11 protein-coding genes are annotated in these 14,221 nt (G+C 49.2%); 7 read left to right on the top strand and 4 right to left on the bottom strand.

Annotation, left to right across the window (positions count from 1 at the left end):
• Positions 1 to 5: 5 nt before the first annotated feature.
• On the bottom strand, positions 6 to 1,058 hold the full coding sequence (locus tag WC598_RS00840) for a hypothetical protein (RefSeq protein ID WP_372959568.1): 1,053 nt from the start codon (positions 1,056 to 1,058) through the stop codon (positions 6 to 8).
• A gap of 835 nt (positions 1,059 to 1,893) precedes the next feature.
• Here WC598_RS00840 and WC598_RS00835 point away from each other — a divergent pair.
• Together WC598_RS00835 and WC598_RS00830 are read left to right on the top strand one after the other, a co-directional pair.
• Positions 1,894 to 2,334 (top strand): LytS/YhcK type 5TM receptor domain-containing protein, encoded by a 441-nt coding sequence (locus WC598_RS00835; protein WP_372959567.1) that lies wholly within the window; start codon positions 1,894 to 1,896, stop codon positions 2,332 to 2,334.
• Complete coding sequence (locus WC598_RS00830; RefSeq protein WP_372959566.1) at positions 2,261 to 3,580, top strand: histidine kinase dimerization/phosphoacceptor domain -containing protein; 1,320 nt, start codon at positions 2,261 to 2,263, stop codon at positions 3,578 to 3,580. The genes WC598_RS00835 and WC598_RS00830 overlap by 74 nt, the downstream gene beginning before the upstream one ends.
• Positions 3,581 to 3,821: 241 nt before the next feature.
• Here the strand turns inward: WC598_RS00830 and WC598_RS00825 are convergent, their stop codons facing one another.
• The 3 genes from WC598_RS00825 to WC598_RS00815 are packed head-to-tail and all read right to left on the bottom strand — an operon-like array spanning position 3,822 to position 7,543.
• Entirely contained in the window at positions 3,822 to 4,244 is a 423-nt protein-coding gene (locus WC598_RS00825; protein WP_372959770.1) for a PGF-pre-PGF domain-containing protein, read from the bottom strand.
• 48 nt (positions 4,245 to 4,292) lie between these two features.
• On the bottom strand, positions 4,293 to 6,569 hold the full coding sequence (locus tag WC598_RS00820; protein WP_372959565.1) for a PAS domain-containing protein: 2,277 nt from the start codon (positions 6,567 to 6,569) through the stop codon (positions 4,293 to 4,295).
• An 8-nt stretch (positions 6,570 to 6,577) separates the two neighbouring features.
• Positions 6,578 to 7,543, bottom strand: a complete 966-nt coding sequence (locus WC598_RS00815) for a transporter substrate-binding domain-containing protein (RefSeq protein WP_372959564.1) — start codon at positions 7,541 to 7,543, stop codon at positions 6,578 to 6,580.
• 339 nt (positions 7,544 to 7,882) lie between these two features.
• Between WC598_RS00815 and WC598_RS00810 the strand changes: the two genes are divergently transcribed.
• The 5 genes from WC598_RS00810 (at position 7,883) to WC598_RS00790 (ending at position 12,633) form a co-directional block, all read left to right on the top strand.
• On the top strand, positions 7,883 to 8,374 hold the full coding sequence (locus tag WC598_RS00810) for a hypothetical protein (RefSeq protein WP_372959563.1): 492 nt from the start codon (positions 7,883 to 7,885) through the stop codon (positions 8,372 to 8,374).
• A gap of 244 nt (positions 8,375 to 8,618) precedes the next feature.
• Positions 8,619 to 9,578 (top strand): hypothetical protein, encoded by a 960-nt coding sequence (locus tag WC598_RS00805; protein WP_372959562.1) that lies wholly within the window; start codon positions 8,619 to 8,621, stop codon positions 9,576 to 9,578.
• Positions 9,579 to 9,603: 25 nt separating this feature from the next.
• Positions 9,604 to 10,104: a hypothetical protein gene (locus WC598_RS00800; protein ID WP_372959561.1), complete on the top strand. Its 501-nt coding sequence runs from the start codon at positions 9,604 to 9,606 to the stop codon at positions 10,102 to 10,104.
• An 863-nt stretch (positions 10,105 to 10,967) separates the two neighbouring features.
• Positions 10,968 to 11,525, top strand: coding sequence for a hypothetical protein (locus WC598_RS00795; RefSeq protein ID WP_372959560.1), 558 nt, complete (start codon positions 10,968 to 10,970; stop codon positions 11,523 to 11,525).
• A gap of 322 nt (positions 11,526 to 11,847) precedes the next feature.
• Positions 11,848 to 12,633, top strand: a complete 786-nt coding sequence (locus WC598_RS00790; protein WP_372959559.1) for a hypothetical protein — start codon at positions 11,848 to 11,850, stop codon at positions 12,631 to 12,633.
• The last annotated feature ends 1,588 nt before the right edge of the window (positions 12,634 to 14,221 follow it).

Raw genomic sequence — 14,221 nt, 5'->3', positions numbered from 1 at the left:
AAAAATTATCCCCGGCGCCGGTTCCAGACAACAATTCCCATGATCAGAACAAGTGCTCCGACTGGAGCATACTGGAGCGGGGCCGACTGGGTCGGATGTTGAACCGGCGTGGTTGCGGCTGGCGATGTTACGGGTGTTGAAAAGCCAGCATCGACAACCCTGAACGGGATTACGGTATATGTGTCATCGCCCGTAGTGTGGTCACGGATCGCAGCAATGATAGCCTCTGCCGCGTCATTGCCCTGCAGGCTTCCTGTACCCCGGAACCTGAAGAGATTCGTGGCGTCCGTCAGATTTCCATCGGCGTGTCTGAGCATTTTTACCCAGTCCCCGCTGGTAAGGATATCAATCTGGGTATTCTGCATCGGGTGCTGGGCGATGAGATAGCATTGTCCTTCCGGAAGTTGCCCGGAGAGTCTGGTATCCCCATAATACATAAATGACGAATCCGGATTTGTCGAAACCATCGTATTATACAGGAAGTTGTCGCCGACAATCCAAACCTGGACCGTCCGCGGATTTCCTTCCGCAGATCCATTGACCCAAAACGGCTGTCCTTTTAAAACGGGTGAGGGTGAGATCGCTGCTGTTATGAAGGGTCTTTTGAGGATTAGGCTGGTCGTGCCATAGATTGTCAGATTATCGAACTGGTCTTTTGATTTTGGCTGGCTTGCGGCATAGATGGTATACATCCCGGCATCCAGCAGAACACCGGAAGTATACAGGGTGTATTCCCAGGTGTTACCCGGTTTTGTTTTCACCACGGTGAATGAACCGGGATCCCCGCCTACAGGATGTTGAAACGGAAGAGTCAGGTTTCCGCCGGCATCGGGAAGGTTGGGCCCGGTCATGAAGAGATACGTGGTGTCTGAAGCGTTGTTCATACCGGAGAAGACTACTTTTTCCCCCCAGTAATAGGATGGATTTCCACTCGTGGCAATAGTAACCTCTGCATTTGCCAAAACGGGAGCTACCAGAAATAATGCTGCACTGATAATGAAAAGCGGTAGGATGATCTTACCAATCCCGAACCGGTTGTCGTTTACTGGTTTTACCATATGTCAATTTATTTATGTTTACAATATAAAACTTTTGACATTTGTTTCCGGGCAGGTGGTTTTTGTTGCACCGGATAATACTGCCCCGACAACGCATCACGCCGGCTCCCGGCGAAACAGCGGCGGTGGAATCGTTCCGCGGAATGATCCCAAATGTATTGATGCCGAATGTGCCGGTGCAGGGTTTCTCGCACCAGATGATCGCCTTATCCTTTTTTCGTTGCACCGGAGCATACAGGTACCGGTCGAGAATCCGGTTATCGGGTTGAAGGGGGCAGAGCAAGTACCGGAATGTCCTGATGGGGGTAATTTTTCCGGCTGCGATCCGGATAGGCTGCCGGGCGATGCACGAAGAGGGGGTGGGAATCAGATGTATCTTTTACAACACGTGTCCGGACAATGCGAGGTTCTGCCACGATAGTCCACTCACCCTGAAAGACTAATACGATCCCGGGCTTGTAACTGCACGGTTTGGCAATCCGGACAATTGTTTTTGCTGTACAGGAAATAATGTCCACGTCCCTGCAGAAGCCCACGTTTTTACATATTTTCAAGAACGGGGTTTGTTATGGCTCTATCAAACCTGCAAAACAGCGGACGTCCGGCACCCCCCGGTTTTGGATCGTGCATAAGGCCCGACACATGAAATGAAGCCCTCTTTTGCGGGGCCCGTATCCGGGGTACTCCCGGGGGGGAAGGAAAAAACGATATCGGCATCAAGGCTCAGGAAAAATCAACCGCAAAAATGAATGCAACTCAAATCCTGCCAGTATAATTTATTTTATATCTCACATTTGCCATAATATATTTATACAACATATAGCAATTCCGTAACATGGAACTGACAGTCATCCAGAGTTCTGTTACGCTTTTTGAGATCCTCTGCGTGATTATCGTCTTTGCTTCTATTTTCATGAGAAGCAGGTTTTTTAATGAGGTTTTCGAGAAACATCCGGCGTGGACCACACAGATACTCCTCATGGTTTTTTTCGGCATCCTGTCGATCTTCGGAACACTCAGCGGGCTCTCAATCTATGGCGCTGTCGTGAATGTCCGGGATCTCGGCCCCATGGCCGCGGGTCTGGTCTGTGGGCCGTATATCGGGATTGGTGCCGGGATTATCGGGGGTCTGTTCCGGTTTGCGCAGGGCGGGGTGTACATGTGGACCGGGTTATCCGCCCCCATCCTCTCGGGCATTCTTGGTGGCATCATATATTGCCAACAAACGAAAGTTCGTTCCCACGTGGGTCGCCGTGCTCCTGATTGGACTTTCTGAGACGCTCGTCTCCTGCTACACCCTCATTCTCGTGACAAAACCGTCCGAATTTTTCAATGTCGTCACAACTGTTGCAATCCCCATGATTGTCTTCAATGTTATCGGCATGGCCATTTTTGCAATGGTTGTCAACAACATCCTTGACGAAAAAAACATCCAGAGGAAGATCCAGTTACTTGAAGTCGAAGTGGAATCCAAGAGGAACCTTTCAGCAATCATCAACACCATTTCTCACCCGGTCTACGTCCTCGACCGCGATCAAAGATTTGTTCTCGTAAACGACAGCTTCTGCAGGTTTATCGGCAGGTTAAGGGAAGACATTCTCAAAAAAACGCCTCGTGATTTTTTCCCTGAGGGGGATTTGCTGTTCTACCAGGATATGACTGATGAGGATATCCAAAACCAGACGAGCCGGGAAAGGGAGGTGACGATAACGATACCGGATGGGCAAAAATGCACTATCATCTCGACATCTACCGTTTTTACAGATGCACCATGCCCGGGTTTTGTTGTCGGCGTTATCCAGGATATAACCGAACGCAAACGAATTGAAATGGCGCTGCGGGAGACAAACGAGAATCTCAAGGAGGAAAATGCCCAACGCCTTGAAGCGGAAGGAAAACTCCAGAAGTCCTATGACGAGAAAGTAATCCTTTTGCAGGAGGTTCACCACAGGGTCAAGAACAATCTCCAGATAATTATCAGCCTCCTCAATCTCCAGTCACGGTACATCAAGGATGAACCAACGCTTGCAGCAATAAAGGACAGCCAGAACCGGGTCCGGGCCATGGCACTTGTCCATGAAAAACTGTACCGGTCGGAAGATATCTCCTTTATCAGCCTCGAGGACTACGTCAAATTTCTCGGTACGGGTCTCTTTCAGACCTATGATGCCAGGAGCCGGGGGATCCTGTTCACCATGGAAATCCACAATGTCGATGTTGATATCGATGTTGCCATCCCGCTCGGACTCCTCATCAACGAACTGATCGCAAACTCGCTCAAATATGCATTCCCGGATGACCGGAAAGGTGAGATCTTCGTTGGCGTGAAAAAGGAGGGCAATACGCTGACCATCCTGTTCCGGGATACCGGTATCGGCATACCAGCGGATCTTGACTGGAGAAACGTCCCGTCGCTTGGCCTGCGACTGGTCACGACACTTGTCGACCAGATGGACGGGACGGTGGAACTGGACCGGAGTGCCGGGACATCATTTACCATTGTTGTGAAGGAAAGGAAGTGAGCCGGACTCAACTGAGATCAGAGGGAACGGGGATTCTTTGGACTTCTGTTCCGGGGGTATCGACAAACGGTCAATGAAAAACGACAATCGCTGCCGCTCCGGATAAAAGCCCCCGCGGCGGAATAATGAACGGGAAAACCGGATAGGGTAATTTGCCCGGTGAGGATTTGCTGAGGTGCCCGGCTCCCCCGATGCGTTTGCGGAGAGTTGGAATCGGAAAAAATAGTGCTGGTTGTTATTTTTAATCATATTTCCGGAACAGTGACGGGTTCTGCTTCCGGATCCACCAGCGCCGGATCAGGAAACCGGCACCGATAAGCACCAGAATGACCAGCACACCTGCCGCGATAGCGGGAAGAGGAAGACCTGGTGCCGGCGTTGATGCCGGTACAGTTGTCATCTGCTGCACGGCATGTGCCGGGGTCGCGGGTGAGGAGATTTTTACCGGCGTTGAAACCGGTGCCGGATTCCCGATTGTTGCCGTTGAAGCGGATGCTGTCTGGTTCCCAGCGGTCCCGGGTTGTGCGCTGATTGCATACAGGGAAAACCCGGTACTCGTTGATGTGAAGGTAACCTGCCCCTGGGTTGTGATCCCGTAAGTTGTCGGCAGGGCAGTCCATGCACCACCGGTGTAATGGTACAACACGACATTCTGCGGAGACAGGTGGTGGTCCGCAAAGGAGTCGAAAGGTGGCAGTCACAGGCAGTTTTTTCACGTGTATTTCCCACATGTAAACCTCCACGCCCCGTCCGGCACGGTGATTATAAACCGGGCGCCGGAGCCCGGCCTGCTGTTCTCCGCGATCATAATCCCTGTTATAAGCAGGATCTCCCGGGACAGATACAATCCCAGACCGGTGTGTTTCCCAAATCCCCGCTGGAACAGACGTTTTTTATCAGCATCCGAAATCCCTGCGCCATCATCTTCGCAGTCGATCACAAGGCCGGCCTCAGACTCGTAAGAGATGATGCGGATTGCTGTCAGTTTGTCGCCGCCATACCTGAGAGCATTGTCGATAAGGTTGTAGAATACCTTGTCAAAGAGAGGATCTGCGTACACTTCCAGATCGGTCCGGTCGAGTGTGACCTCAACGGTCCCCAGGTTAAGTATCCCTTTTGCCCGGATGATACTTAAGTTCACATTCTGCCATGCCGGTGCTTTCACGCCGATGTCCTGGTATTCCCGGGTGAACAGGATCTGGTGTTCGATAGTGTCTGCATTCTTCTGTTCCTGTGCAATGTACTTCCGCAGGGTTTCAGGATCGTGAACCGCGTCTACTGATAGTTCAAGATAGCCTTTGAGTACCGTGAGCTGATTCAGGATATCATGCCGGGTGATCGAACTGAGCAGATTGAGTTTTGTATTTGCCTGCCGGTATGCATCCTGTGCCCGGCGGAGCTCGGCAGTCCGTTCCAGAACCCGTTGCTCCAGTTCGGTATAAAGCCGGTGCAGTTCCTCTTCGGAGGCTTTTCTTTCGGTTATATCCCAGAAGATTCCCTGGATGCCGGTGATAGTCCCGTCGATATCTTTTACCGGCGTTTTGATGACATTGACCCAGCGCACCACTCCCTTCACCAGGTTCTGCTCGACAAACTCTTCAGCCTGGCCGGTTGTCATCACCCGTTTATCGTCATTCTGGTATTTTTCTGCCAGTTCGCGGGGATAGAGATCAAAATCCGTCTTTCCGGTAATGTCTTCGGGCCTGAGGTCCAGGGAAGCGGCAAAATTCTCGTTGCAGGAGACGAACACGGAATTAAGATCCTTCCGGATAATATTCAGCGGGATATTCTCAAGAAGGGTCCGGTATTTGTGTTCTGATTTCTGCAGGGCGAAATCCCGCTCTTTGAGTTCATTCAGGTTCGTTTCAAGACCTTCAAGGGTCTGTCGCAGTTTTCCGGTCATGTCATTGAAGGCAGCTGCAAGGAGGCCGACTTCATCTTCCGTCAGAACCGGGGCCTGCCGGCTGAGATCCCCTGCAGTGACCCGGGCAGCAGTATCGGCAATTTCCAGGATTGGCCGGGTTATCTGGCGGGCCAGCAGGTACATTCCTGCTGCAAGGATTACGGACAGGATAATGCCGGCATACAGTATGGTCAGGGCAAGCTCGCGTGCAGACGCAAATGCCTCGTCCTGGCTCATCTCCGCAAGCAGGGCCATATCATGGTTATCCAGCCAGCGGTAGACCCCGACCACGGGAACACCGGCATAATTCCGGTAAAAGCCGGAACCATCTTTGCCCCGGAGGGCAGCATCGATCCCTTCAGACTGCACGGATAGCAAAGATGTCCCGTTCATCATGAGAGGAGTTTCTGCAACAATCCTGTGGGACGGGTCAACCAGATAGGTTTCCCCACTGGTTCCAAGACCGGTACGTTCAAGGATGATGCGATCGATATGGGCAAGGGAAAGCCGTGAAGCCATTACGCCGATGCGTTTTCCCTGCATATCGAATAACGGAGTTGCGATTATGATGACCGGTTTTTCGTCTGGATTTGAAGAATAGACGGTTATTGCAAGCGTTTTCGATCTGCCCTGCAGGAAATACGGATCCGTGGCAACCGACTGCCCTTCACGAGTCCGGTCACTTGAGACCGCTATCGTGCCATTCATGCCGATAATGGATATCTCATCTGTGTAGGTTGTCCGTGAAACCACCTGCGGGAGGAATCCTGAGAGCTCCGCATAGGCCTGTTTTCGTTCCGGAGAAGTACCTGGCGATGAGAAGAGGATGCCGGATTGTTTGCGGATTCCCGGGATCCCCGCTATCATGACCACATTCTGCGTCTGGTCGTCAACCCAGTTGTTCAGCACGTCAGCTTTTAAGGTGGCGACTGCATCGAGCCGGTCATCCACCGAACGGGCAAGGGACGCTGTGGCCTGGAAATAGGCGATGAGTCCTACAAGACTTACGATTAAGAGGGATAAGAAGAGAAATGAACAGACCAGCCTCGCTGTCAGATTCCGACGCCAGAACCAGGTGTTCTTCATAGAGAGTCCTAACCGGGGATCTGCCCGAGTTCACTGGTATTGAACCGGGCGGTCTCCGTGACAAAATCCCGCCCATAGTATTTTTGTGAGAACTCAAGCAGCGTGCCGTCCTGGTTCATCTTCTGGATAATACCGGTCACGTTCCTGACAAACGAAGCCGGATCCCTGCCGCACTTTTTATCGACGGCTGCTCCGTCATAGTCATAAAAAACGGGCCCGCCCAGTTGCCGGATGGACATACCGTTTTTCATTGCGTCCTCGCCAAGGGGCTGGTTGGTGAGAACGGCGTCCAGCTTCACACCATCCCCGAGAGCAAGATCACTCAGGGCAACTGCTTCATTCTCGTAGGCAACAATTGTCGCATTTTTGATAGCAAAATCAATCTTCTGGCCGGGCAGGTTGAGCGTTCCGTCCAGGTAATGCTCAAGAATGCAGCCGGCGCATACACCGACTTTCTTTCCGGACAGGTCGCCGGGGTTTACATAGGCCGTGTTGTTCCTGTTCACAAAAAGGCTGACCGGGCCGGCATAATACGGCGGGGTGAAGTACATCACCTTCATGCGTTCCGGGGTAATCGCGAGCGACCCGACATGGATATCCCACCGGTCGGACCAGCTTCCGCTGATGATCTCGGTCCTTGTCGGCGTGACAAAACAGGGTTCAACACCGAGCCTCCGGGCGATCTCCACCGCGACGGCTACATTGTAACCGCTGAATTCATCGGCAGTATATTCGTTCCGGGTGCATTTCGTACCCGCGGTGCGGAGGGCCCCGGGTTTTAATTCCGAGTTGGGTGGATAATTGATGTCCGTTGCGATAACAAGCGTACCGCGTGCCAGAATTTCAGCCAGCTTGTCATCGGGTGTGGCGGGTCCCGGGGTTGTCTGCCGGGGCTGGAGGTAGGAACCCACAAAGAGGACGAACAAAAACAGGGCAATGATTATTCCTGCAAGAGCGATGCGCCGGTAAGACATGATAATTCCATGAGGATTTTTCTTGCCCGGCTCCAGATCCTGTCCAGTAAATAAACCGGGAATTACTCAACCTCACGTATGACAGGTTATTATTTTATTATATCTATTTATGATCCGGGTGGATCGCTGCGTCGGCGATTGCAAAGAAGGGAAATAAAACCGCAGGGAATTTCCCAAAACCAATAAGGATGAGCGATGAACGATCATTGCCCCAAAGACTACCCCGGGGCCGGGACGTTTTTTTGCCCGGCCTGCCGTTCGAAGAGGTACTGGTTCCCGTCCCGCCCGGATAATTTGATCAGGTTTAAATCGCTGCTCGAAAAACAGGTGGAGATCATTATGAAGAAAATTATTGGAATCATTCTCGCCGGTATCGTCTGCGCCATGCTGCTCGCTGCCGGATGCACGAGCTCGCCTGCAACCACACCAACAACACCCGCTGTCACTACCACGGCAGCACAGATCACCCTTGCGCCAACGTCCGCTGCAGCCATTCCTGCCAACGAGACGCCGTCCTGGACCGGGACCTGGAACACGTCTTACAGCATGGCGGGATCCGCTGATGTGATCGAGAAGCTCGTACTCAACCAGTCCGGTTCGTCCGTAACCGGAACCTATGGCAAGAGCAACTACCCGATCACCGGCAGCGTCAAGGAAGGAACGATCACCGGCACCTGGAACGAGACCGACACAACCGGTGCCTATTCCGGGTTCTTCGTGTTCAGGACGTCTGCCGATGGCAAGTCTTTTGAGGGCAAGTGGGTATACACAGCCGACGGTGCAGATGCCTTAAAGAACACCACCCAGTACTGGAACGGCGTCCGGGCCTGATTTCCCGGCTATATTCGTATCTTTTTTTTGGCCCAATGCTCAGTGTTAACCAGGGAGACAATAGACAGGGGACTCTGTAGTATACCACGATTAATGGTCAGACCGGCTGGCAGGTTACGACAAGTGATCTCACGAAAGGAACGTCTTCCTTTTACTTCTCTAACTACCTCTCAACGAATACGAATCTGGAGATTGTAAACACGCTGGAACAGGCTCAGGGAACAAATTCCAATCCGTATAATATGTGCGGATATATCGTATTCAACAATGTCAATATTCCTGCGGTAACACTCTCTTCAGGAACTATTACGAACCCCTCAGACTGGGCCGGGTTATTCAGTGTATATTTCAGTCCGAACCCGACACAGGTGACAATTTACACCCCCTAATCGGTTCGAATTCAAAACATGAGGAGGAACAATCATTTATTCCTCCTTTATCTGATATAGACAAACGAGCATATATCCGTGAAGACGAAGAGTGGATTTGTGAAAAACCAAGACGAATCTTCATGAACGAAAGCGTGAATGAAATGAGCCCCCAAAAATTATTTTTCCGGAATTGTACCCTATTCTTGACAGCTGTACTGATAATCTCCGGGGTATCTGCAATAAACCCGGACATTTCACCTGCTGCAACCCCATTTATTGCAATTGATCCTTGCGGAATCCACACTACCGGTGAGGAATTCGTTATTAATGGAACAACGAATCTGGCTGTTTCGAACGAATCCCTTCTCCTCCAGATTGGCACTGCCGAATTCAATCCCGGGGGATTTGGATCGTCGTTTTACATGGCAAATGTTTCTGTACAGCGGGGAAATAATGGCGAAAATGTCTGGTCTGCCGAGGTTCTGCCATCCCGCTGGCAGATGTATACCAAACCGCCGAATTATTATCCGGCGCCCACATTTGAGCCCGCAGGACCGGGAAATTATCAGGTCGTGGTTTCTTCCAAAAATCCATTCGGACCGGATATTATCGCAACGCAACAGCTTATTCTCGTATCATCAGAGACCGGGAACAATTCTGACTTTGTTCAACCGGTAGTGCCGTCGAAAAATGTTACCGGTATACCAGAGTTTTCCGATACGACACCGCATCCGTCGACCGCACGATCAGCGTCTGATATAGTAGTTCCGGGGATCGCCATTTGCATCGGAGTTGTTGCAACTGCAGGTTTGCTGAAAAAGAAGGATCTTTGATTTTTTTTAAAACGGTGAAGAAAAAATGAACTGGAACGTAATAACCGGGATAATAATTCTGGGGATAATTCTTGGTCTTTGTATTCTGGTCCCTCCGTATATGAAACAAAACGGGGATCCGAAGATGACCAATAATAAGTCACAACCTCATGTGTCACCATCCCTGGAGGCACCACATGTTCCAGATGAATGGGTCATTGCATCATTCGGTCTGGACGAAAAAAATCCGGGGCGAACGGTTTTTTTGAAAAATCCGGCCCTAATGGATGTATTCATCAATGCGTCCAAAGCTGATACCGGATCCGATAAATACCCGAAAGGACTGGTTCTCGGCTTTGCAAAGGACCGGGACGGTTCAATCGTCGTCCTGATGAACCCGAATGAAAGGGTTAACCAAACCGTTGTCGATGAGGTATATAGCAATATATCAGCACTGGGAAGGACATTCAACATAACGAGTGTTCCCTGCAAATTTATCCGAATGGATATTGTTGATGTTGAAGTTCTTAAGGATACAACACCCTGATTGCACACAATTCTGATAACGGTCAAAGGAATGACGGTTATTATAATGATATATAGTGATCGGGAAAGACAAAAACTCAAACTTACCGTACTCGCAGTTCTCTTTGTCGTATATTTCGTTTCAATTCTGGCCAGAACCACGTTGTCGGGAAGGATGCCAGAATTGTACCCGGCAAGGGTGTTGCACTTCTCATACGTGGTGCCGACCGATTTGGCATCCCATCCTCGTAGAAGAACTTCGCCGTGTAGGATTCGCGGGTCTTCTCAACGGCCGGGTGGTTCTTGCCGCGGAATTCCATTGATTGATTTTTACAGTTTTCTCGATACGATTGTTCTCGTGCAACTACTGGACAATGTGCGAAATGAGAGCCCCGGTCAGGTAATTGTTGATAATCCGGGGATTTTATTGCGTGTGTAAACTGACCTGTTCTTTCCTGAGAACACAATACGCAATGTCCATACCGGCTGGTGCGATTCTTTTAAGTTTTTGATAAATGCTTATAAAAAATAGTCCTGGAAATTTTCAGGGCCTCACCGATAAAGACTGGGAATAGGTGAGACCCCGGAATACCACGTTGGTATTCTCTTTGTTTTTAGCGAACTCCAGATTTAGATTCTCTGTCCACATTTTCAAACTGCCAGTTTGATGATGTGGACATGAATAATAAATAATCCAATTATAAAACGATCAGTGTGGACAGCCGGAGGTTGTCCCGGAAAAAGAGGACAGGTTCACGAAGCAACGAAACTCTGTTGAACCCGGTTCCGCCCGTAGGCATGAGATTTTTATCTTTGGTCCATATGAAGATTTTCCCATGTCTTTCGAGCAGAGCGATGCAAAAACGCGAAAGGAGTTGAAAAAGAATGGAACTACCTAAAACCTGGTTTGTCCTGCTGGCATTCCTGTTGGCAGCGATGGTCATAGTGCCAATAGTGAGCGCTCAAAGCAGCGAGTCTGGAGTAGTAACGCGACAACTATCCCCGACAGAAGGGGCAGCATTTACTGGTGCTAATCCTGAAGAGGATATTGGTGTTGGTGGAATGCTGAAAATCAAAACTGCAGTCCAGACTATGCCGTCAACCTTTGCAGCAACTGATGATGCACCTCACTGGAGCGCATATACCGATCTCTGGGAACCGTTCTATCCCCCGGACAAGCATTGTGATTCGTATTCCCGGTCAAGAACCAGTTCCGGTTCAGCATATGATATTGACAAAATCGCCTTACGCCAACGCGTCTGGAGAGACGGCGCAATTTATAATGACCAGCCTGATACAAAGTACAATTCGGCAGATGCACAAGTGAATTATGTGTATTCGGCCTTTTACACTGGGGGCACCTGGACTGCCCAGTCTGATCATACCTTCGAACTTTCAGGATATACCTCATGGTATCCGGTTACAACCGATTCCCTGACCTAACCCTTTTTATTCCCGAGGAAAAACGCATGAATACTATGAAACTATTTTCCTTTTTGGCTTTTTTGGGTTTTCTTATCATCCTTATCATCATCAGTATCGCAGGTATTCCCCACACGGACCCCCCCCCCTTTGGGAAATGTCAATTAATCAATCAGACAATGGCACGACATATTCGACAACCTATGACAAGAACCGAGTCATGGAAAGTTTCGGTGTCAGTATTTACCCGGGGCCGGTAAAGCAGAAAGAAACGACACGTACTGCGTTAATGAGAACTGGTCCTGATAACTCATTTGAAGCATACCTGTGGGTAAATAACCAGATGACAAAAAATAGTGATTTTCTTATTATCGGCCTCCTGGATTATCAGCAGATCCCGTTTGAATTCAATAACTCAGGCAAAAACATCCATCATGTCATTCATATGGCCCCGTTCGAAGAGGCATTCTACCGGTTCAGGCTTCCGCCAATGCCTGATGGTAGCCATGACTTTGAACTATTCCTCATCATGAAGCCGGATGAACACACCCTGAACAATTCATTCAGATTCAGTACAGACCAGGCACTTCTCGGGAGCCGGCGGGTGAACATAATCGTGGGAAATGCTACAGAATTTTCAGCACCGCGTATAACGACATATAACGGGCCTACGTGGTCCTGTGGTTCCGATTATGTCCTCAATGACGGATTACTTGTTACAACAAAACCCTGTGATAACAGGGCGCTGCTTTCATCAAACGTCACGCCGGACAAATTATACGATTATTCCATAAATATTGCAGCGGACAGTAAATACCCGATCTCTGTTGCGATCGTTCCCCTTCTCGATTATTACCAGGTTCCTCTCACAAAAAATATGAACGAGAATGTAGCTTTCTTCAATCTCAGTGCTGGTGAAAAAATATCTGTTCCCGCAAATATTGGTATCCCGCACGATACCGGCGTTCACGAACTTATGGTACTCTGGATTCCCCGGCCGTATTATTCAATCGATGATGATACACAGAATGCCCGGCAATATCACCAGTGGCCATGGTCTGAACCAAGTATCCGTGTCGGCCTGAACGTAAAATCCGATCTTCAGGAAGGGAGTTCCGATTCATTATGAGCGGATTTTCAACATTAGCTGCTACAAGAATCCCTTTTATCAGTAACTCCCGTACACCCCCAAGCGGCGATGCATGTTTGTGAATGACCCCCATTTTATGAGGATAATCATGGTACGGAATCACCTTATCTTATTACTTATCGTTGGAATTATCATTGTCATTTACACTTTTTTGACAATGCAATGGATTTTGGGAATTATAATTGCTGCTATCATAATCATTGCAATCATGATTGCTCCCCCTGTTGAACAATGGATAAAAACCCATTGACCTTTTTTTTCTATTGAGTGCCGATCCCGCTGACATCAGGATTACCATCGACCATGCAGATTCAAAGAATGAACCCTGTATCCCGTCCGCCGATTTCATCATGGGAGCATTGCATTACTACAACCGGACCGATGACGATATATTTCTGTAATTGTTCCGGGAAAAATCGCAATGGCATTTGATTATTTCAGAGGCCCAAAAAAGTAAATAGTTAACCCTTCCCTGCGGGGAGTGGGGGGGTTTCGCCCCGTGGGGAGTGTTCTCCATTATTGCGTTGCTGGCAACTATCATCACCCCTGTTGCATACGGCTGGCCTGTGGGCCATCGCTTTTCTATCAGGAATTAACTAAATTATTTCCCGGAACAATCATTTTTCTGGAGCGAGCATCCGTGCTGAATACCTTTAAAGTATCGCGGGGTGGTTTTGCGACCCGGCACTTAATCTTTCTAGCCGAGTCGTCTACCGATTCAGAAAATCAGTAGATGAGTTGGCTAAAAGGTTTATAATTCCCGTAAATAATTCGATCCGTGTGGATGGCCGGAGGTTGTCCCGAAAAGAAGTGAACGGATTCACCAAGCGACGAACTTTGTGTTGAATCCGGTCCCACCCGTAGGCATGAGAATATTATCTTCTGTCCATATGAAGGTTTTCCTCATGCCTCCGAGTGTAACAACCGAAAGGAGGTACGAAAAAATGAAACAATTCAAATGGGGTATCGTCCTGTTGGCACTGCTGCTGGCAGGGATTGTGATACCGATGGTGAGTGCTTCGGGGAATATTGATTATTCCTCAATAAAAGATGTAAGAGAATTTCGAATAACCCCACCGGAAGTACTTTATCTTATAACTCCGAACCAACGGTATGGAATCTCTTGTTGACTTTGCGTTACAGGAGCGATACAAGCAGGTAAAAGATCTCGGAGATCGATTGGGAGACCTTGCAACCCTCATTGAATGGGAACCATTATGCTCAACAATGAATGAACAAAGATTTGTGAAAATGCATTGATAAAAAGGATATTTTTAATGCAGGAATGAAGGAGCGTGAAATTCGATGCAAAAAATAAAAATGAACGCTTATTATCTGGGGGTTCTGGTTTGCCTGGTTATCCTGGTAATTGCCGGAAGTTATGTTGTTTACGATACGTATCTCCCCCCATATCTTCTTAATCAGAACCAATCGCAAGACCCCGGACGTCCGCTTCTGCCAACACCCTTTAATACAGCACCGGTTCAGCCAGTAACTTCAGCCGTACCGGTCAGTCCTACGCAGGAAATGGGATCGGTATGCAATCCTCAGGCCGCTTTACGGTTTC

This window comes from Methanoregula sp., from assembly GCF_041645475.1.
Classification (GTDB): Archaea; Halobacteriota; Methanomicrobia; order Methanomicrobiales; family Methanospirillaceae; genus Methanoregula.
The sequence above is the reverse complement of the archived record's forward strand: the minus strand, read 5'-3'. Positions and strand labels throughout refer to the sequence as shown.